Consider the following 21,305-nt stretch of genomic DNA (forward strand, 5'->3'; position numbering starts at 1 on the left):
TTTTGAAAAATTGCGAATTGAAATTTATTTGTCATTTGAATTTTCTAATTTCCTATACAATATAAATTTTCTTCTCCCCTGATGTATATTCTTCCATCGGCAAAGGCCGGAGTTGTTCCGGCGGTCTCGCCCAGTTCGTTTTCGGCAATCAATTTCATCTCTTTGCCAAATTCATAAATGCGCATTACACCGTCATTATCCATCATAAACAATTTGCCATCGGCAACCATGGGCGATGAATAGAGTGTTTTGCCCACATCGTGTTCCCAGTATTCCTCGCCGGTTTTGGCATCGTAACAAACCATCACACCGTAGCTGGTGGCAATAATCAGCAATCCGTTATGCGCCAACGGACTGGCAGCTTCGGGAAGGAACATATCGTCTTCCCACAGAATTTCCTGTGTTTTAATATCGATGGCAACCATAGTAGCGTATTCGTTGGCGGCATGAACAATACCATCAGAATATCCGACAGAAGGACCGACTTCGCCCATCATACATTCTACCGACCAGAGTTCGTTTCCGGTTTGCACATCGTAACCTGCCACAATGGGGTCGGCAGTAAGAACCACCTGGTATTTTCCGTCAACCTGGGCCAATACCGGGCTGGCCCACGAAATTTTTGCATCGCGGGTAGTCTCCCAAACCGTTTCGCCGGATGCCAGGCTCAGTGCCATCACTTTTCCGCCTTTGTTGGTATCATACTGAATGATAAGTTTATTATCCCAAACAATAAGTGAAGAAGAATGTCCATAATGATTATCGGGAACACCCAGGTTTTTCGCCCAAACCCGGTTGCCATCCATATCGAAAGCAATCACATCGCCGGTGGCAAAAATGGCGAATACCCGCTGGCCGTCGGTTGTAACCGTTGGAGCTGAAAGGCCGGTGTCTTCAGTTACACGCGGCGGAGATGCCGGAGAACCGGGAATGTTGTTGGCTTTTCCGGTCCAGAGCAAGTTTCCGTTATTACGGTTGTAACAATACACTTCGCGGCTCTGGTTATCGGCGCCGGCAATAAACACTTTGTCTCCCCAAACTACCGGTGAATTGTAGCCGTGTTTTGGAATGGGCGATTTCCAAAGAATATTGGTTCCCGAAGGACCGTCCCACTCGGTGGGAATATTTTTGTGGTAACTGATTCCCTGTCCTAATGGTCCGCGGAACGAATTATGGTTTTGTCGTACCTGCTCAAGTGTTAAAGCAGTAGTAACGGCAGTGACCGGTTTTTCTTCTTGTAGAGATTCCGGTTGCTGATCAGCCGCGGGTTCTGCTCTTGATTCAACCTCCTCAGCTACTGTTTCTTCCTCCGAACTGGTCTGGTCTGCCTCTGAAATCTGATCCGTTTCATCAAAACTGTTCCCTCCAACATCAATCACTTCAATTCCTTCATCCACCGCTTCGGCTGAACCTTCAGCAGATGCCGTTTCCCAATCATATTTTTCAAGGTAATTTACGGTTGCAAAAGATGCAAGAAATGCCAAAATAAAAATAACTGCTCCCACAATGAGAATTCCCTTTTGGGCCAGAATACGGCTGGTAATTTCATTCTCCTGAACTTTATCAGGTACTTCAATTTTGGATTTCAGCGAATAATAAACCCTTAACGCAAAGGCGAGCACAATGGCTCCGAACAACAGCAGATAAGCGCCGGTTTTCACCTGCCACTGACTGTTGAAATATGCTTTCCGTGCCAAAAGGTCGTATTGCCGGATTTCAGTTTTCAGCCCGTCATTGTTGGGGTCTTCCTTCAACCGTTCAACCAGTACCTCCAAAGCCTGGCTCTCAATGGGGTCATTTTTTGCAAACTGCCAGAAATTGAGCAGCAATAGCAAGGCCACTACCGAGCAAAAAATTCCGGAAATTACGGCCACATTTTGGGCTAATTTTAATTTATCATTGTTGGTCATTTCAATTGTATTTTCAATTTTTGAACCTATTCAAATATAGATGCGCGGTTGCAAACCACGCCACCCGTTTATTTTTCTACCGGACAATAATCCATACACCTGGCGCAACTTAGGCAATTCCCCTTGTGGGGCACGTAGTCCTGTCGTTTTCTGAATACAACAGTATTTAGCAGTGTCATCCCAATTACAAGTCCCATAAAACCTCCTGCAATCATACTTCCCACATAAAACTTATCCCTGATAACATCAGCCTCTTTCACAAGTGTTTCCATGGTTTTTCCGGAAGCAAGGAAAGTCTGTACGTCAATGTTATCGGGGTCGTTTTTGATTTCAGGATTTGAAATCAGCAGCTCTGCCAGAAATACATCGGGATTGGCTTTCGACAGGAATGTATGCGAACGTTCGCCCACAAAAACGCCAACTGCCACCCAAATTGGGATGAGCACAGCATAAACCAAAAACCGTTTAGGACCGAGACCGGATTTCACCACTTCCTTTTCGTTGGTCGGATAGTCAATGGCATCAAACGGACAGGAATTGGCACACAATTTACACTGAATGCAAGCCGCTGGTGTTATGGTGAGGTGCCATTTGGAGAACCTCGACATCCAGCTCAGCAACACACTGTATGGGCAAAAGAAACGGCAGTAAGGCCGGGCTACAAACATGCCCATCAGCAAAAAGCTTGCTCCCAGAACCACCATGTGAAATTTGGCGTCCATCCGAAAAATGCCCACAAACGGGTCGTAACGGCATATAATAAAATCGGTTCCCGTAGCAGCAAACAACACAGCCAGTGAAATGTATAAATAGGGAATTAGTCCCAGCGTTTTGTTCAGCCACTTGGGCAGGCTGATGGGTTTAATAATAACTAAATCCTGAATAGCACCGAGCGGACAGGCTCCGGCGCAAAAAGTTCTTCCGAAAAAAAGCGTAAATGCCAGTGGCAAAAGAAAAAACAGCAAGGCCGTGAGTGAGATGGAATAGGTTGGGTCGGCAAAAGAAAGCGTGACGTTTTGAATAGCCCCAATGGAACAAATACATCCATTTCGGTAAAAGCCAAAGTAAATGAGTGTAAATACCGAAAGCCACAATACACCCTGCCTCGAGCGTTTTTTCAGTACAAACCAGGTTGCCAGTGAAAGCACAACCAGCAAAACCAATACATCGAAATACTCCAGTGCCAGCGCACGTGGTTCAGGCGTAACGGTTGAAGGTTGCTCATATCCCGACTCAAATTCAGGTTTGGGAAACCTTTGCTGCTGGGCAGACAGAGAAAAGGTAAAAAGTAAAAAATAAAAAGTAAAAAGTATGTATTTCAGTTTTTTCATTTCTGTTAAGATTCCGGATTGTTGGTAAAGTCGCCTTTCACATTGTAAGCTTCACTTGCCGGCACCCGTTTAATGGCATTGGAAGGACAAACCCGTGCAATGGAACATTCGTTGCAGTTAAGGCAAATATCATGGATAATCTGTAGGTGCAGCGAACCATTCCCGAAAGCAGTGCATCCCTCTACACATTTGGCGCAACCGATGCACAGGTCCTCAATAATATGGTATTCAAAATACGGTTCTTCAATAAATTTCCGTTCAATAGCCCCAGTTGGACAAAGCTGGTTTTCGGCTGCCGTGCTCAACTGGTTGGCATCGGGTTTAAAATAGCCACCGCATAAATCGCAGTACCCGCAAAGGTCGTAGGCATGGACGCATTTCACAGCAGAAGGCGACATCACACAATCAGTGGCACAACGTCCGCACTGAGTGCATTCAAAGGGGTCGATTTGCCATACGTAATCGTCTTTCACAACTTTACTTAGTGCCAAACCGCTCACGCTGCCCAGCGCCAGTGCCAGCGACAAACGCACACCGCTCTGGATAAATTCGCGCCGGTTTTTCGATTTACTGTTGTTTTCCATCTGCATCTGTTTTTCTCTTACTTCTAATCACTGTTTCAATTTGCGGCGCATGGTTTGCCTGTGTTTCTAACAACCGACCTGCTTGCGCCTTGTCCAAATCTTCTCTTCCTGAACCCCCGGTTGAAACCGGGGACTATTTTTATTCAACTACCTTTTCAATCTGCGGCGCACGATTTGCCGGTGTTTTAATTACCTGACCTGCTTGCGCCTTGTTTCCTATATCGTTTTTCAACACCAGGATAAATCCTGGAGCTATTTTTTTTCCTTCGGTTGTTGAGCCTGTTTGGTCTCGACAGCCTGTGGCAGATCGCATTTTACAAACTGTCCACATTTCTGACAGGCAGAAGAAACCGAACAGGTGGCATCCACCTTTTGGTTTACCACCAGGTAGCCGGTAGTGGCTGCCATGGCTCCAAGGATTAAAATTCTGCCGCTGGTTTTAAAAAATTCTTTTCGGTTCATTGCAATTATAACCTTTCAATTTGCGGTGCATAGCGCTTTCGGTTTTCAAAATACGGGCTTGCTTGCACCTTTTATTTTTTTTACACTTAGTCACCAGACTAAAGTCCGGTGTTTTCTTTCGGTTCGAACACCCTAATCATTTTTTTGTCGAAATCGAGCGCATAAATGTTGTTTTGGCTGTCGGCAGCCACGTCGGGCGCACGGCCCTGGTCAACAAACTTGTTGGGTGCAGCCACAACTCCCTCAAACTCACCCGAGCGTTTATAAGTTTTTATCCGGACCAGACCTTTCTCACTGGTTACAAATCGTCCGTCGTCCAGAAACGTAAAATGCGACGGATTGCAACATCCGCTGAAGCCTTCCGGCCGCATGCTGGTATTCTTCCAGTGTGCCCGTAAATTGCCCCCGAATGTGTAATTTTCCAATGCATGAAGTCCGGGATTCACAACCCACAACTCTTCCACATCATTTATATCTAAATCGAAACAAGGACTTGGTATAATAAACCCGTGCAAAACACCCTCCTCGGCTTTTCCGTCAAATTCGCCCAAAATTTCACCTTCTTCTGAAAAACGTATCACCCTCCTCATACCGGCATCGGCTACAAAAACATTGGTTCCGGCTGCGGCGATGGCAGTTATCAATGAATTTTCGTCCAATGACTGCCATTCGTTTAAAATATTCCCATCTTCGTTGTACACCAATACACGATTTTCAATGGCAACAAAAATCTTTTCGCCCAAAACCTCCACCGTCTGAGGGTTACCGGAAAGCGGGAATTCGGACAGTAAATTTCCTGACAATCCAATTATTTTTAAACGATTATCACCCGTAACATATATTTTTTCATTTTGAATGGTAATGGCGGCAGGTTCCTCAAAACCAATCCTGAAATTTTTCGATTCTTTGTAATGAATCAAATCCGGGTCAACGGTTTTAAATTCATTTACATCGTAAGCAAACGGATTGGGTTTGCTGCGGTTAGGCCGGTCGGAAACATAGTCGCCCACAATTACCGCCACAATTACAACGGCCAGAATGAGTAGAAAAATGATGATTCCCTTGTTCTTCATTTTATTGAATTAAACGTTTAAATCGATGCAAACCACAGTAGTTGCATCGCGCATGATTAAATAACCGTTGGCTATGGCGAACGGCGCCCAGGCATCGTGTCCGTCTTCAATTACTTTCACCTGGTCAATCTGAATGTATCTTTCGGTACTTGGCCGTGCTATAAAAAGTGTTCCGTCGTCATTCAGAATGAACATTTTTCCATCGGCAATAAAATAAGGTCCCAGGCCAAAACGGTTTTCAGAGCCACTTGTCCAGACCATTTCCTGCGGATTATCGGGGTGAACGCAAACCAATTGATTCCGGTTGGGCCCGCCATCTTTGGGCACAATGCCAAAAAGATGCCCGTTCCAATACAATGCCGTCTGTTGTTCACAAGCCAATCCATCTCTTGGCGGATATTTCGACAATACTTCAATGGAAAATTCTCCATTATTTTCCGAAAGTTTTGCCATCATACTTCCTGCACCGTAACCTGCGGTCATAAATATCTTTCCGTCGGGCATACAAACTGGTGAAGGCGCCACCACTGAGTGGTTCCAAATTGTTGTTTGCCAAAGGATTTCACCTGCATCTTCGCCATCGGCAGCCACGCCCACAAGTGCGCCAATGGCACTGTACACGTACATTTTTCGCCCACCGAAAGAGTAAGGCATTACAGATGAATGCGACATTTTCCAGCCTTCCGGGTTGGGTGTTTCCCATAGTTTTTCCCCGGTTTCCATGTCAACAGCCACCATCAAGGCATTTCCGCCTGTGGCGATGATGGCCTTTCCATCGTCGATAAGCGGACATTGCCCAGTGTACCACAGCGGTATTTCCGATTCGTATTCCCGTGCCACATCGAGTCCCCAACGAAAATCGCCGGTTTCGCGGTCGAGGCACATCACATGGCACATTGGTCCCATGGTCAGAATATAATCTTCAGTAATAGCCGGAATGGTTCGCGACATGCCGTGGTTTCGTTTTATATTTAAATTGTAGCCACGCACCCACATTTCTTTACCATCGAGCAGGGAATAGCAGCGTAAAATATCGGCACGTTCTTCTTCGTCGTAATCCAGAATGTAAACCAGTCCTTCGTAAATGGCAGCTCCGGAATGTCCTTCGCCCAACTCCTTCGACCATAAAATTTTTGGACCGTCGTTGCCGAAATTGTCAATGAGTTTTATCGGCGATTTGGAAATGTTGTCGAAATCTTCTCCCCTGAACCGGGGCCAGGTTTCCGAAAATTCAGTATAACCGGTTGCAAACTGTTCAAAGTATTCTCCAATTTCCACTTCCTGGGCTTCCAGGCCTGAACCGCGGTTATCGGCTCCTTCCATATTCAATTCGAAATCATGGGTCGGATTGTAGTTCAGCCACCAGAAAAGAAATCCAAATGAGATGATTCCCAGGGAGTAAGAAACAATTTTTATGATTTGTTTGCTGTCCATTTAAGCTTTTATATTGTAAACCATCAAAACATCACCATGTCTGATAAAAAGTTTCCCGTTGTAAATGGCCGGATGTGCCCAATGAGGACCCGTGCCTTCTTCGATCTTAAAGGTGCTTACTATTTTCAGTTTTTCGGACGACGGCTCAACCAGGGCAACGTTTCCGCTTTTTTCTTCGTAAAGGTAAAGTTTTCCGTCGGCATAAATTACAGAACCTTTGTTAAACCATTCTTCTTCCCAGTGCGTTTTACCTGTTTTCCAGTCAATACAAGCCCACCTGCCGCGGGAATTATGCTGCCAGTTGGATCCGAAAATATTTTCATTAACCAAAACCACACCACCAATGTGGGTGTTTAAGGTTTCATTTTTCCATTTCAAATCAACATCCTGGTTATCTTCTGCAATGGAAAACATGGTAGCAGGATGATTGTAACCGCTTGTAACAAAAACCTCATTGTTATAACTGAGTGCAGGATTGGTTTGTGCTCCCTGCCCCTGATTGCCCTCGTGAAACTGTATTAAATCATAATCCCAAAGTAAATTTCCGTTTACAGGATTGATGGCAATCAAATTTCGGGTAGTCTGAACAAGGATAATTCTGTTCCCTTTATGACTTATTAAAACCGGCGATGCATAAGACTTGGCACCACCCAAACTTTTAGCTTTCCAAACTTCGGTTCCATCCGATTTTTTAAAGGCAACCATGGTGTAATTTTCTCCTCCGGTTGTATATACCACCAGGTCGTTCACCAGCAAGGGATTTTCAGAATCACCGTGTTGGTGAATTTCTCCCCCATATTTATCAACGGCATCAACCTGCCAGACTATTTTTCCAGTTTGAGCATCAACACAACTCAATTGTCCGGTACCACTTGCCACATAAAGTTTTCCGTTTTCAAAAGTTGGGGTACACCGGCTATCGGAATAAGAGCGTGTCCAGGACTGGCCATAATCTGTTTCCCAGAGTAAATGGCCATTCATGTCATAGGCTGAAATGGCATCGGTTCCGTCATTTTTAATTCCGGTAACGAAAATTTTGCCATCGGCCACAACCGGTTGTGAATATCCTTTTCCTATATTTTCAATTTTTAGAACCAGTTCAGGTCCTTCTTCCGGCCATTCTTTTAGCAGGCCAGTTTCCGGGTAGTGCCCGGTTCGGTTAATTCCCCTGAATTCAATAACTTCCTGGGAAATGATGGTTGTTGAAAAAAGAATTGAAAATAGGACTAAAAGCAATCTCATCATTTGATTTTTTGAGAACTGAAAAAGGTTTACCTTCATTACAGTTGTTATTTTTCTTTTATGTCATAAACGAAAAGGACTTCGCCATGCCGTAACAGCAGCTTTCCATCGGCAATAAACGGATGAGCCCAGTGCGGTCCGGCACCTTTGGTAATACGAAACTGACTGACCACCTCAAAACCATCGGGCGAGGGTTTTACCAGCCCAACATTGCCCCGTTCGTTGTAGGCATAAAGCATTCCGTCGGCCAATACGAGTGCACCTTTGGTATCCCATTCGTCCACGTATTTGATTTCGCCGGTATCCCAAACCATACACGCCCAGCGGCCCTGCTTGTTGTTGTACCAGTTGGAACCGTAAAGATGACCGTCGTGCAGAATTACTCCGTGATGGTGATTATCAAGCGTACGGTCGATGAACTTCTCAGAAACTGAAGTACCTGTGGAATCCATTTTCAGCATAACGGCATGGTAATCATAGCCCATGCTTAAGAAAATTTCATCTTCCTTATAAATGGGCGTATTTGCCCAAATCAACCCTTCACTGTCCCATTTTGCCGGATCCAGGTATTTGTAATTCCAGGCAATTTCTCCGGTTTCAGGATGAATTGCCATCAAATGGGTGCCAATCATGGCCAGAATGTAACGGAAATCCTTGAATTCGTAAATGGTTGCCGAGGCGTAGGCACGCGGGCCACCAAGCGATTCGCTTTGCCAGACAGGTTCTCCGGTCATTTTATTGAGAGCAACAATTGAAGTCTGGTTTCCCCCGGGTGAACAAATGACCTTGTCATCCACAATCAACGGTGTTTCCGAGTTACCCCAGGTGTGGTATTCAGCTTTAAAATTTTCATCTACATCCACCTTCCAGATGGTTTCACTGTTTTCACGATTAAAACAGGAAACCTCGCCGGTACCGCTTTGCACATAAATCCGGTTATCTTCCACCACCGGGGTGCTGCGCGTATCGGGAAAAGATTGGTTCCAAGCCCTGCCGTATGAAACCTGCCATTTCACATTTCCCTGTAAATCCATTGCGGTGAGATAATCCAGTGTGTCAATCATTCCTGTGGTGTAAATCATATTACCAACCATAATGGGCGACGACCATCCTTTTCCAATTCCTTCGGCTTCGAGGATGATTTCAGGGCCGTTCCCCGGCCATTCCTTCAACAGCCCGGATTCCTGGAATTGCCCGTCACGGTTGGGACCACGCCACTGCACGAGTTGGGCGTTTACAGGTAAAATAAAAAAAATGAGGAGTATTCCGAGCAAGATATTTTTCATTATTAAATGTATTAATTTTATAAATCCGAAACGAATATTTTTCAAACAAACCATCAGAAAAATCAAACAAATGTTCTAAAAAATGATTTCCGGTAAGCAGGCTTTATTTAATTTTATAAGCGATAAGTGTATTACCATGACGAAGATAAAGCCGGCCATTCTGAATTACCGGATGTGACCAGTGTTGACCCGATCCAAGCTCAACCTTAGTTTGGCTCAGCAGATTAAATCCGGTGGGAGTAGCTTCAATAAGGCCAAGCTCACCGCGGTCGCTGTACCCAAATAGCATTCCGTCGGCAAAAATGGTAACGCCTTTACCCAAATCGGTGGAAACATATTTTTCTTCACCTGTTTTCCAATCCACGCAACGCCACTGCCTATTGTTATCGCCCGATCCGTAAAGGTAGCCGTCAACCAGCACCATTCCGCCAATCCTGTTGTCGAGCTTGTCGTTGAACCAGGCTTTTTTTACGCTGCTGCCGTCGGCGCTTAATTCGAGTTTCACTCCACCTTGTCCGTAACCACTGAAACAGAAAAGGCCTCCATCGTGGTAAATGGGTGTGTTTGCATGAACCTGGTAACGGTTGGTTTGCGGATGCGACCAAAGCATTTTTCCATCTTTGGCATCGAGCCCAATAATGTGATCAGCGGTCATGGTAACCAATAATTTTCGCGAAGGTAATTCTATTAAAAGCGGTGTGCAATAAGCCGAAAGTTCACCTTTTCCGGGCGACGACCACACCAGGTTTCCGTTGAAACGGTTCAGTGCAACCACATTGTTTCTGCTTCCTCCGGGAGTTATAAAAATCAAATCGCCATCAACAACGGGTGTTTCAGTAACTCCCCAACGAATATTTTTACCGTCAAAATCATTAAATACATCCTTGTGCCATTTTATTTCTCCATTACCGGCATCCATGCAGGTTAAAACGCCATGACCGGAATAAATATAAAGGAGGTCGCCGGCAATAACGGGAGTTGAACGGGCTCCTGGATAACTTTCATGAAATTCCTCTCCGTAAGGAACTTTCCATTTCAGGCCGCCAAAAGTTGAAAGCGCATAAATATATCCTGTTTCGCCTTCCATTCCTGAAAGGTAAATCATATCGTTGGCGAACGCCGGAGATGAATGTCCCTCGCCCAACCCATCAAAATGCCAGATTATTTCAGGACCCGAGGCCGGCCACTGTTTTAACAGCCCGGTTTCGTCGTAAACACCATTTCCGTTAGGCCCTCTCCACCTGGTGGGTGTTTGGGAAAAAAGTGTTAATCCGGTGAAAATAAGAATAATGAATAGAGAAAAAACTCTTTTATACATTGACTTTCAGTTTTAAATTAATTGCCTAAAAATAAAACCAATAAGTGAATTGTACAATTCAGAGCTCTAATTTATTACATGTCTAAATAGTAATATATGTTTACACTTTGTTAAGAAGTCGTTAACAAAAAAATATTCAAATTATCCATGTTTACCGAACGATTAATGCAAGGAACAAAACCCTGATATTACAAATAATGTCAGAGCAAATAGATTACCACTCTCCAACTTGTTTCAGAATCTCTTCAATTAGTTTCTCGCTAATCCAAACATCTTTTTCAGTCAATTCGTAAAGTAATGGTTTCAAATCTCTTACTATCCCCTGTCTTTTGGCTTTAATTAAAATTCCAATCGTACCGGTTACTTTCAAATCCGCATGTTTTGCGTGAAATCTCCCCAGTTTCTCGTCTATAATTATTAAATCAGCTCCTATTTCGGTAGCAAGAACTATTGCTTCTGATTCTCCTGCATCTAAATCAAGAAAATACTTTATTGCTTGACTGTCCTGAATTTCAACAATTTTAATCCAGTCAATTTTTGATAAATCCTGATAATACCTTTTATTTTTACCATCCTCAATCTCTTGAAAAACAGCGTAGGGTATTAAAATTTCTGAGTATAATTCTTTAAGAATATTAAGTTGTGATAATTTTAATAATGAGATAATGGGAGTTGTATTTGAAACTATCTTAGGCATTTTTGATGTCTTCTTTTATATCATCAATATCATATTGTCCATAAGGTGAAACTTCGTATTTTGCAAGCAACTCTAAAAAGTCTAATCTTGTCAATCCTAATACTTTAGCAGCGGTACCAGAAGAAACCCTTCCTAATTCAAAAAGTTTTACCAATGAAGTGGTTTTCATCTCATTCTCAAAATCTTTACCTCTCAATTTTAATGAATTAGCCAATGATTCGGGATATTCTATATTTATCACACCTTTCATATCTTATTGTTTTTTCAAAGATATTGAAATATTTTTTTAACACGATGAAAGAAGATTCAATTCTCCGCCAACGACTTTGCCTGACGCTTCCGGTCGTGCTCGTTCAACATTATTTTACGAATGCGCATATTTTTGGGCGTAACTTCCAGGTACTCGTCGTTGCGGATGTATTCCATGGCTTCTTCCAGCGAAAACTTAATTGCCGGGGCAATGCTGGTTTTATCGTCGGAGCCGGATGCCCGCATGTTGGTGAGTTTTTTGGTGCGGATAATGTTGATGGTCAAATCGTCCTGCCGGGTATTTTCGCCAATTACCTGTCCCATGTACACGTCTTCACCAGGGTCAACAAAAAAGCGTCCGCGGTCCTGCATTTTGTCGATGGAATATGCAATAGCCGTTCCGGTTTCCAGCGAAATAAGCGCCCCGTTACGGTTAACGCCCAAAGAACCTTTCCATGGCTCATAACCTTTAAAGCGATGTGCCATAATGGCTTCGCCTTCGGTTGCTGTGAGCATCTGGTTCCGCAACCCAATAATTCCACGTGCCGGAATGGAAAATTCCAAATTAGAACGGTCACCTTTTACTTCAATATTTAAAATTTCACCCTTTCGCTGGGTAACCTGTTCAATCACTTTCCCCGAAAATTCTTCGGGCACCTGAACGGTTAAAAATTCCATTGGTTCGTGTTTAACACCGTCAATTTCCTTTATTATCACTTTAGGCTGGCCCAACTGCATTTCGTAGCCTTCGCGGCGCATAGTTTCCACCAAAATGGAGAGGTGTAAAATTCCCCTCCCAAAAACCATAAAGGAATCGGCTGAATTGGTATCCTCAACTCTCAGTGCCAGGTTTTTTTCTGTTTCCTTGTAAAGCCGGTCGCGAAGTTGCCGTGATGTAACAAACTTACCATCTTTCCCAAAGAACGGTGAATTGTTGGCCACAAACAACATGCTCATGGTGGGTTCGTCAAGCTGAATAGGTTTTAATCCTTCGGGCTCCAAACCATCGGCAACGGTATCGCCAATTTCGAAACCTTCAAGACCTAACACGGCACAAATTTCTCCTGATGGAACCGGCTCTTTTGTTTTTTCCTTTCCTAATCCTTCGAACAGATAAACCTCTCTGGCCAAAGATTTTACAATGCTTCCATCGCGTTTTACCAGCGAAACCGGTAATCCAGGAATCAATTGTCCGCGGGTGACTTTCCCAACTGCAATTCTACCAGTATAAGAAGAATAATCGAGCGAAGTAATGCGCATTTGCAACGAACCTTCCTTGTGTTTTGAAGCCGGAATATGTTCCAGAATAACATCGAGCAAATAGCTGATGTCAGTAGTTTCTTCTTGCCAATCGGGGCCCATCCATCCGGCTTTTGCCGAGCCATAAACCGTTGGAAAATCGAGCTGTTCTTCGGTAGCATCGAGACTGTACATCAAATCGAACACTTTTTCGTGAGCAATGTCGGGGGTGCAATTCGGCTTGTCCACTTTGTTCACCACCACAATGGGTTTTAAACCCAGTTCCAGCGCTTTTTGCAGCACGAACCGGGTTTGCGGCATGGGGCCTTCAAAGGCATCCACAATAAGCAAAACGCCGTCGGCCATGTTTAGTACGCGTTCCACCTCGCCTCCGAAATCGGAGTGACCGGGCGTGTCGATGATGTTTATTTTAGTGTCTTTGTAACGAATGGAAACATTTTTCGAAAGAATGGTAATTCCGCGTTCCCGCTCCAAATCGTTGCTGTCGAGTATCAATTCACCCATGTCCTGGTTTTCCCTGAACAGTTTCACCTGGTGCAACATGCGGTCAACCAATGTGGTTTTTCCATGGTCAACGTGAGCTATGATGGCTATATTTCTAATTTCTGTCATTGTTTTTCCTGTTTCTAAAAATCTGAAATTTTGTTGAACCTTCCTTTCTTACTGAATGTCAATTACAACAAACAAAATTGGGGCAGGTTCTTTAAATGGCGCGCAAAAGTAAAAAAGAAAATGCTCGTAAATGAAAGCAGGCAGTTATTTTAAGTATTTTGAGGGAAAAATTAATATCAAAAACTGAGACAAAAAAAGTTCGGATTATACCAAAATCATCAATAAAACTGAACGTTGCAACAGGGTTAAATACAACAATAATGTTTAGTTTTGTTGCCCTAAATCAAAATTCATAAAATGATAATAACCACTTTAATTCTGGGATTTCTTTTTGGTGCAATTTTACAATACGCGAAACTGAACAAGTACAACACCATTAGCGGAATGGCTACGCTCAACAACCTGGCTGTGGCCAAAGCCATTGCTGTGGCTATTGGTGTTGGTGCTATTTTAATTAATGTTGAAATCGGACTGGGACTGGCTGATTACCACACCAAACCACTTATTTTAGGTGGAATTGCGATGGGTGGAATTATTTTTGGCGTTGGTATGGCCATTCTCGGTTATTGCCCGGGAACACTTGCCATTTCATTAGGACAAGGTTCTTTGGATGCGCTTTTCGGAATTATCGGAGGTTTGTTGGGAGGTCTGGTTTACACGCTTGTGCTACCCTCCATTCAGGGAATTCTTGGTCCAAACCTGGGTGTCATCTCATTACATACCATCGCCGGAGGCAATCCGGTTCTTTTCTATATCCTTTTGATTTTGCTAAGTGCTGTATTTATCGGCGCTTCGTTTTGGGTGCACAAACTGGATAAACCGGGGAAAGATATGAAATGGCTGGCAGCCGGAATCGGTCTGGCAATTTTGAATGCCATCGTTTTTCTGAGTGTGGTTTCAAACCGGCAAATCGGTGCATCAACAACCTTCCCTTTTGTGGCAGACTGGCTGACCGGAGTTACTCAAAACAGCTATTTCGAAGCCATTCAAAAGTCGGGCAGTTGGGAAGTTGTTTTTTTGGCGGGTGCTACTTTGTCGGGTTTAATTCTTTCGTTGTTAAACAGAGAGTTTAAAATTCAGCTTATTCACGAAAACTGGAAAAATTTCAAAAACAACTCCCGCTCTTCGCGCATTTTATGGTCGCTGTTTGGTGGATTTATCCTGATTTTCGGGGCGCGCATGGCCGGAGGGTGCACCAGCGGACATGTTATTTCGGGCGGAATGCAACTGGCGACAAGCAGTCTGGTTTTTGCCGCATTCGTTTTTGCCGGGCTACTTGTAACCGGGCGATTCTTCTATGGGAAAGAAAATTTCAATAAAAAAGGGTAAATTTTTCGGTTTAAACCGAAATTATTGCCCCTAAAAAACTCTGCCCCGCCCGGAATTTGAAAACCAGACGGGGCTGAAAACCAAAATAAAAAATCTTATTTCTACAATTCAAACTTATAATTTCCGATGTCGCTTAATTCAGAAACCCGGATGTATTCGGCACTTGCTTTCACCTGTGATTTGGCAAAAGTGATGTAATTTTTTGCCGGGCGCAGGAAAGACTCTTCGCGGTTGGCATCAAGCAGCAGTAAATAACTCATGATGATGTGCCCGGCCATTTCAACCAGTCGGCGGGCATGAAAATCGAGAAACTCATTATCATCGGCTGAGGTTACTTTTTTCACTGCCTGCTCGTATTCGTCGGTTAAAATAATCAGCGACCGTTTCAGGTATTCCAGTTGCGGAGAAATCCGCTGCGCTTCGTAATAACGTATTCTGTTGAGAAATCCACCCGTTGTAACACCCCTGATGGCCGCCACAACCTGCAACTGGGTTGTTCCTTCGTAAATGGATGTAATCCGGGCATCGCGGTAAATGCGTTCCACCGGGTAATCTTTCATAAAACCGGAACCACCATGAATCTGTACCGCATCGTAAGCCAGTTGGTTACTGTATTCGCTGGCCATTCCTTTCACAAGCGGTGTAAAAATATCGGCCAGTCGCTGAAAGTGCTTCATTTCGTCGCGTTCCTCTTTTTCCAGCTTACGCTCTTCTGAAATATGCTGATACGTTTTGTACATATCCACAAACCGGGCTGTTTCGTAAAGCAAGGTACGTGATGCATCCAGTTTGGCCTTCATGGTTGAAAGCATTTCAAATACTGCAGGAAAGTGAATGATGGATTTTCCGAATTGCATACGTTCTTTAGCGTACTCAAGCGCTTCACGATAAGCGGCTTCGCTGATTCCAACCGATTGGGCGGCAATTCCCAAACGGGCACCGTTCATCAGTGCCATCACGTATTTTATGAGGCCCAGTTTCCGGGAACCAACCAATTCGGCCGGAGCATCTTTAAAAGCAAGTTCACAAGTTGGCGAACCGATAATGCCCATTTTGTGCTCAATGCGCCGAACGGTTACACCTCCATGTTGTTTGTCGTAAATGAACATGGAAAGTCCGCGGCCATCTTTTGTACCGGGTTCCGAACGTGCCAGAACCAGGGAAATATCGCCGTCGCCGTTGGTGATGAAGCGTTTCACGCCGTTTAGCAGCCACACATTTTTCTTTTCATCCCAGGTGGCTTTAAGCTGAACCGCCTGCAAATCGGAACCGGCATCGGGTTCGGTTAAATCCATGGCCATGGTGTCGCCTTTGCAAACGCGGGGAAGATACTTTTCTTTCTGCTCTTCCGAGGCGAATTCGTTTATGGTTTCGGCACAATCCTGCAAACCCCAAATATTTACAAAACCGGCATCGGCACGCGAAACAATATCGGCGGCCATAATGTAAGGAACTATCGGGAAATTCAGTCCTTCATATTTATACGGTAGCGACATTCCCATTAATCCGGCCTGGTTTAAAGCCTTTAGGTTTTCGCTGGTACCGGTGGCATAAATCACATGTCCATCCACCACCTGCGGACCTTCTGCATCTATTCCTTCGGCATTGGGTGCAACAATATCGCCACAAACTTCGCCTACAATTTCGAGCACGCGTTCGTAGTTGTCCATTGCATCTTCGTGGTCGTGCGGTGCAAACTGAAACTCATCCTTAAACGAAAAATTACGTTCTTTCAAACGAACGATTTTCTCCATTAACGGATGGTTTAAATGAAATTTCAATTCGCTGTTATCAGTATAAAAATTTGCCATTGTTTCAAAATTATTTCGTGTTCTTTTTGTAATACTTAATCATTTTTGGAATGATATCGGCAATATCTCCGGTAATTACATAGTCGGCTATGGAATTTATCGGAGCTTCAGGATCGGTGTTGATGGCGATAATCTGGGCCGATTGTTCCATGCCGGCGCGGTGCTGAATCTGACCTGAAATTCCGCAGGCAATGTAGAGTTTCGGACGAACCGTTAAACCGGTCTGGCCAATCTGCCGTTCATGTTCCACATATCCGGCATCAATTGCCGCACGCGATGCACCCACTTCGCCTCCCAACACTTCGGCCAAATCGTATAATAACTTAAAATTCTCTTTTGAACCGACGCCGTAACCACCTGACACAATAATGGGCGAACCTTTAATGTTCAGTTTGCTTTTTTCCATGTGCCGCTCGATGATTTCCACAACAAAATCGGAATCGCTGACATATTTCGACACATCGAGGTTAACAACTTTTCCCTTGCATTTCGGGTCAAGAATTTCTTTTTTCATTACCCCTTCGCGAACGGTTGCCATTTGCGGGCGGCAATCGGGATTTATAATGGTGGCAATGATGTTTCCACCAAAAGCAGGACGAATCTGATACAACAGGTTTTCATATTTTTTATCCGCTTTTTTATCGAAATGATCTCCAATTTCAAGGCTTGTACAATCGGCAGTTAACCCGCTGTGCAGTGCCGAAGATACCCGCGGTCCGAGATCACGACCTATGGAAGAAGCGCCCATCAAAGCAATTTGCGGTTGTTCTTCTTTAAATAAATTCACAAGAATGGAAGTATGCGGCAGCGTTTGATATGGATACAACCTTTTATCATCGGCAAGATACAATGTGTCAACTCCGTAAGGAATGACCTGTTTGGCAATATCGCCGAGTTTATTCCCGATAGCAATGGCCTCCAGATCGCACTTGAGTTCGTTTGCCAGCGACCGACCTTTTGTAAGCAGCTCAAGGCTCACCTCAGCCACATGACCGTCTTCAATTTCACAGTAAACAAATACGTTATTCATTTTTAATCTATTTCAAAATAAAACTAACCGATGGTATGACTTTTAATCAAGTCAATCATCATATTTTCAATTTCTGCATCAACCCCCGAAATCACTTTCGAATCTTTCGCCTGAAGCACCACATTTTCAATGGATTTTACCTTGGTTGGCGAACCGTTAAGACCAAGTTGAGATGCATCTGATTCAATTTCGTTTACCGTCCACTCAGGAATGTTCAAATCAGGTCTGTCATTGTAAAGCGTGGTATAATCTTCATTTTCTTTTTGCAGTTCGGTAACTGTTTTGGCCCGTTTGTATTTCATGAGCAGTTTGGCGTTTCGTACCCGGCATTCGGGCGCTGTGCTGTTCACTGTCATTACCAGCGGCAATTTGCATTTTACGGTTTCCACACCTCTGTCGAGGCGTCGTTTCAGCACTGCGGTATCGTTTTTCAGTTCCTTCACTTCTTCCACATAAGTAACCTGAAGCCATCCCAGTTTTTCGGCAACCTGCGGACCAACCTGTGCGGTGTCGCCGTCAATAGCCTGGCGGCCTGCAATAATGAGATCAATTTTCCCCATTTTTTTCAGAGCCTGACCGAGTGCATAGGATGTGGCCAACGTATCGGATCCGGCAAAAGCCCTGTCGGTAAGCAAAACGCCGCCGTCTGCTCCACGGAATAATCCTTCGCGGATAATTTCGGCTGCACGCCCCGGTCCCATGGTCAGGATTTTTACTGTTGTTCCCGGAAACTGATCTTTGATGCGCAAGGCCTGTTCCAGCGCATTTAAATCTTCCGGATTAAAAATGGCAGGAAGAACAGCCCTGTTCACTGTCCCGTCAGCTTTCATTGCATCTTTGCCAACATTCCTCGTATCAGGCACCTGTTTGGCCAAAACAATAATTTTGTAAGCTTTCATCTAATATATATGATTTATATAGTTTCTTTTCACCAAGTCAGAAAAAGCACAATTTACCAACTTTCTTATGAAAAAGGCACCAAATATAAATATTGAAGCCAAAGAAATCAAAAAACGAAAAATTGCAAGGAGGTAAAAAACCGAATCAGAAACTAATAGTAAACATTAAATTGAATCATCGGAAATCAAAAAAACAGTGCACCAAACACCTAAAAACATTAGCATTAAAACAATCAACCAATAAATTCCAAAGTCTATTTTAAATTCAGCGCCCGGGTATTTATTTAGAATTAGTTTAATTAACAACACACCTGCGATTACACTTAAATATTTTTGATTTTCAGAATTTTTTATAATTCAATCCTGATTACACAAATTGAAAGGCCAAATAGAGAAAGGTCGTACTCAACCTTCTTTAACTTATTCAATTTCAAAACGTTGTTTAATTGGTAAGGAAATCAAGGACATTGCTTCCCCCACCCGATTTGCCTGTGCGGTACAGTTCCGTGTATCCGCATTTTGTACAGGAAACCGCCGTAAAACTGCGATTCTGGATATTAAAGTAGCGTGTAAATCCAGCGCCTGTAGTTCTTATTTTGTCAGCTTCTGCTTTTCTGTTGCCGCATTTTGGGCATGTATAAGTCTGTTTCATCATTTTTTATTTGGTTTTTAATCTGTTTGCTTCTTTCAATGCATTGTGTATGATCCATTCCAGTTGCCCGTTAATGCTCCTGAAATCGTCGGCAGCCCATTTTTCAACGGCTTTCATCACTTCCGGATCAATCCGCAATACAAATGTTTTTTTCTTTGTCATCTAATCCAACCTCACATTTCTTTTTTAACAATCGGAGAACTACTTCAAATTCTCAAACAGTCTTCCGATGACTGAAGATTCAAGTTACTGATAAAGTGTACCTGTATTCACAACAGGTGTAACATCCTTATCGCCACACAAAACTACCATAAGGTTGCTTACCATAGTGGCCTTTTTATCTTCATCCAAATCCACAATTTGTTTTTTGCTCAGTTCGTCGAGCGCCATTTCCACCATACTTACAGCACCTTCCACAATTTTAAACCGGGCAGCAACAATGGCGGTTGCCTGCTGGCGTTTCAGCATGGCCTGGGCAATTTCCTGCGCGTAGGCAATGTAGTTAATACGCGCTTCAATTACATAAATACCTGCAATATCAAGGCGTTCTTTAATTTCAGCTTCCAGTTTGTCATTAACTTCTTCGGTACTTTCCCTGAGGGTAAGTTCAGCTTCTTCATCTTCAAAATTATCGTACGGATACATCCCGGCCAGTTTACGCAAAGCAGCTTCACTTTGAACCACCACAAAATGTTCATATTCATCAACTCCGAAAGCTGCTTTATATGTATTTTCCACTTTCCAAACCAACACAACCCCAATCATAATCGGGTTTCCAAGCTTGTCGTTCACCTTGATTGGGTCGCTGTCGAAGTTCCGTGCGCGCAGCGAAATCTTTTTCCGCACAAAAAACGGATTCACCCAGTAAAATCCGTTGGTTTTAATGGTTCCCTTGTAAGCGCCAAAAAGCACCATCACACAACTTTGGTTTGGATCGACCACTGTAAATCCCGGAGCAATCAGAAAAAACAAAGCGGTTAAAACAACAGAAGGAATAACCATTCCGCGCATAAAACCAAAAATGATGAGTACCAGAAGAATTAATTCGATAAAAACAAACAGGTACCCCGATAATCCTTTATAATCTTTTTCCATGGCATTAATTTTATATTAGATTGATATTAAAATAATATCACAAATCTATGGAAAATTTTTGAATTGCAAAACTGTTTCAAAAAAAATATTGGCACAAAAAAAGGCGCCTCTTCAGACGCCTCTATTTTTGCATTGAAACTACGTTAATTTAAAATCATTTCAGTATGCCCTGTTGTTTTTGTTTCCACAACATTGTACGCACGGGCAAAATCCAAAATTTTTCGGATTGTTTGTGCAGAAGGATTATGACCTGCACTTTTCATTTCTTCAGAACTTTTACCAGTTTTGTTTCCGGAAAGCTCCGAAACATCAACTGAACTGTAATTAAACTTTTTTACAATAAATAAGGTAGAATTTTTCATCATAGGCATTCTTAAATAATTTATTTACAAAAGAACGCCCTGAACCTTATTGTTATTGTGTTAACGAAAGTTAAATACGTGTGAGTTCCAGTTTTTTCTCTTTTATGAGCTTCCGCAGGTTGATTAAAGCGTAACGCATCCGGCCCAATGCTGTATTAATGCTCACATCAGTCTGTTCTGCAATTTCCTTAAAACTTAGCCCCATATAATGGCGCATGTAAATAACCTGCTGCTGATCTTCAGGAAGTTCTTTAATGAGTTCTTTCACTTCACTTAAAATCTGGTTATTTACCATCTCATCTTCAATGGTAAAATCAGAAAATTTCTGCGAATTAAAAATATCCACTTCCAGGCTATCGTTGGAGACAGTGCCCTGAAGTTTTTCCTTCCTGAAATGGTCGATTATCAGGTTATGGGAAATTCGCAAAACCCAGGAAACAAACTTCCCGTTTTCAACATATTTCCCTCTTTTAAGGGAGCGAATAACCTTAATAAATGTCTCCTGAAAGATATCTTCTGCCAGTTCCTGATTTTTTACAATCAGCAAAATGTATGAATATACCCTGCTTTTGTGACGATGAATTAAAATTTCCAGTGAATTTTGATCGCCTTCTATAAAACGTTGAACGAGCTCATTGTCGTTCAGTGCATTTGTCCTGAACATTACCT

Annotated in this window: 21 protein-coding genes; 1 reads left to right on the forward strand and 20 read right to left on the reverse strand. The window is 43.2% G+C overall.

The window, feature by feature from the left end:
- Positions 1 to 44: 44 nt before the first annotated feature.
- The 12 genes from ACESMA_RS10545 to typA form a co-directional block, all read right to left on the reverse strand.
- On the reverse strand, positions 45 to 1,910 hold the full coding sequence (locus tag ACESMA_RS10545) for a PQQ-binding-like beta-propeller repeat protein (RefSeq protein WP_372948773.1): 1,866 nt from the start codon (positions 1,908 to 1,910) through the stop codon (positions 45 to 47).
- A 68-nt stretch (positions 1,911 to 1,978) separates the two neighbouring features.
- A complete protein-coding gene (locus tag ACESMA_RS10550; RefSeq protein ID WP_372948774.1) occupies positions 1,979 to 3,241 on the reverse strand; it encodes a 4Fe-4S binding protein in 1,263 nt (420 codons plus the stop codon).
- A 5-nt stretch (positions 3,242 to 3,246) separates the two neighbouring features.
- Entirely contained in the window at positions 3,247 to 3,825 is a 579-nt protein-coding gene (locus ACESMA_RS10555; protein WP_372948775.1) for a hypothetical protein, read from the reverse strand.
- A 252-nt stretch (positions 3,826 to 4,077) separates the two neighbouring features.
- A complete protein-coding gene (locus ACESMA_RS10560) occupies positions 4,078 to 4,287 on the reverse strand; it encodes a hypothetical protein (protein WP_372948776.1) in 210 nt (69 codons plus the stop codon).
- A gap of 98 nt (positions 4,288 to 4,385) precedes the next feature.
- The gene (locus ACESMA_RS10565; protein WP_372948777.1) at positions 4,386 to 5,360 is read right to left on the reverse strand and encodes a hypothetical protein; all 975 of its coding nucleotides are present in this window, start codon (positions 5,358 to 5,360) and stop codon (positions 4,386 to 4,388) included.
- Positions 5,361 to 5,369: 9 nt separating this feature from the next.
- A complete protein-coding gene (locus ACESMA_RS10570) occupies positions 5,370 to 6,794 on the reverse strand; it encodes a PQQ-binding-like beta-propeller repeat protein (RefSeq protein WP_372948778.1) in 1,425 nt (474 codons plus the stop codon).
- Positions 6,795 to 8,036, reverse strand: a complete 1,242-nt coding sequence (locus tag ACESMA_RS10575; RefSeq protein WP_372948779.1) for a PQQ-binding-like beta-propeller repeat protein — start codon at positions 8,034 to 8,036, stop codon at positions 6,795 to 6,797.
- Positions 8,037 to 8,083: 47 nt separating this feature from the next.
- Positions 8,084 to 9,322, reverse strand: a complete 1,239-nt coding sequence (locus tag ACESMA_RS10580; protein WP_372948780.1) for a PQQ-binding-like beta-propeller repeat protein — start codon at positions 9,320 to 9,322, stop codon at positions 8,084 to 8,086.
- A gap of 103 nt (positions 9,323 to 9,425) precedes the next feature.
- A complete protein-coding gene (locus tag ACESMA_RS10585) occupies positions 9,426 to 10,640 on the reverse strand; it encodes a PQQ-binding-like beta-propeller repeat protein (protein WP_372948781.1) in 1,215 nt (404 codons plus the stop codon).
- 214 nt (positions 10,641 to 10,854) lie between these two features.
- A complete protein-coding gene (locus ACESMA_RS10590) occupies positions 10,855 to 11,337 on the reverse strand; it encodes a DUF3368 domain-containing protein (protein WP_372948782.1) in 483 nt (160 codons plus the stop codon).
- Complete coding sequence (locus tag ACESMA_RS10595) at positions 11,330 to 11,587, reverse strand: UPF0175 family protein (RefSeq protein ID WP_372948783.1); 258 nt, start codon at positions 11,585 to 11,587, stop codon at positions 11,330 to 11,332. Before ACESMA_RS10595 ends, ACESMA_RS10590 begins: the two co-directional genes overlap by 8 nt.
- Before the next feature lie 56 nt (positions 11,588 to 11,643).
- A complete protein-coding gene (typA, locus tag ACESMA_RS10600) occupies positions 11,644 to 13,458 on the reverse strand; it encodes a translational GTPase TypA (RefSeq protein WP_372948784.1) in 1,815 nt (604 codons plus the stop codon).
- Positions 13,459 to 13,755: 297 nt separating this feature from the next.
- On the opposite strand from typA, the gene ACESMA_RS10605 reads away from it, so the two are divergent.
- Positions 13,756 to 14,787, forward strand: coding sequence for a YeeE/YedE thiosulfate transporter family protein (locus ACESMA_RS10605; protein ID WP_372948785.1), 1,032 nt, complete (start codon positions 13,756 to 13,758; stop codon positions 14,785 to 14,787).
- Between the two features lie 101 nt (positions 14,788 to 14,888).
- On the opposite strand, the gene ACESMA_RS10610 is transcribed toward ACESMA_RS10605, so the two are convergent.
- The 8 genes from ACESMA_RS10610 to ACESMA_RS10645 all read right to left on the reverse strand — a co-directional run bounded on the left by ACESMA_RS10610 (position 14,889) and on the right by ACESMA_RS10645 (position 21,300).
- A complete protein-coding gene (locus tag ACESMA_RS10610; RefSeq protein WP_372948786.1) occupies positions 14,889 to 16,541 on the reverse strand; it encodes an acyl-CoA dehydrogenase family protein in 1,653 nt (550 codons plus the stop codon).
- 67 nt (positions 16,542 to 16,608) lie between these two features.
- A complete protein-coding gene (locus ACESMA_RS10615; protein ID WP_372948787.1) occupies positions 16,609 to 17,628 on the reverse strand; it encodes an electron transfer flavoprotein subunit alpha/FixB family protein in 1,020 nt (339 codons plus the stop codon).
- 23 nt (positions 17,629 to 17,651) lie between these two features.
- Positions 17,652 to 18,527: an electron transfer flavoprotein subunit beta/FixA family protein gene (locus ACESMA_RS10620; protein ID WP_372948788.1), complete on the reverse strand. Its 876-nt coding sequence runs from the start codon at positions 18,525 to 18,527 to the stop codon at positions 17,652 to 17,654.
- 442 nt (positions 18,528 to 18,969) lie between these two features.
- Entirely contained in the window at positions 18,970 to 19,182 is a 213-nt protein-coding gene (locus ACESMA_RS10625; RefSeq protein WP_372948789.1) for a zinc ribbon domain-containing protein, read from the reverse strand.
- 3 nt (positions 19,183 to 19,185) lie between these two features.
- A complete protein-coding gene (locus ACESMA_RS10630) occupies positions 19,186 to 19,341 on the reverse strand; it encodes an Arc family DNA-binding protein (RefSeq protein ID WP_372948790.1) in 156 nt (51 codons plus the stop codon).
- 84 nt (positions 19,342 to 19,425) lie between these two features.
- On the reverse strand, positions 19,426 to 20,274 hold the full coding sequence (locus ACESMA_RS10635; protein ID WP_372948791.1) for an SPFH domain-containing protein: 849 nt from the start codon (positions 20,272 to 20,274) through the stop codon (positions 19,426 to 19,428).
- 143 nt (positions 20,275 to 20,417) lie between these two features.
- The gene (locus ACESMA_RS10640; protein WP_372948792.1) at positions 20,418 to 20,636 is read right to left on the reverse strand and encodes a hypothetical protein; all 219 of its coding nucleotides are present in this window, start codon (positions 20,634 to 20,636) and stop codon (positions 20,418 to 20,420) included.
- A gap of 70 nt (positions 20,637 to 20,706) precedes the next feature.
- Positions 20,707 to 21,300 carry an RNA polymerase sigma factor gene (locus tag ACESMA_RS10645; protein ID WP_372948793.1) on the reverse strand — a complete coding sequence of 198 codons (594 nt, stop codon included), beginning with the start codon at positions 21,298 to 21,300 and terminating at the stop codon, positions 20,707 to 20,709.
- Positions 21,301 to 21,305 lie beyond the last annotated feature (5 nt).

This window comes from Mariniphaga sp. (assembly GCF_041687215.1).
Classification (GTDB): domain Bacteria; phylum Bacteroidota; class Bacteroidia; order Bacteroidales; family Prolixibacteraceae; genus Mariniphaga.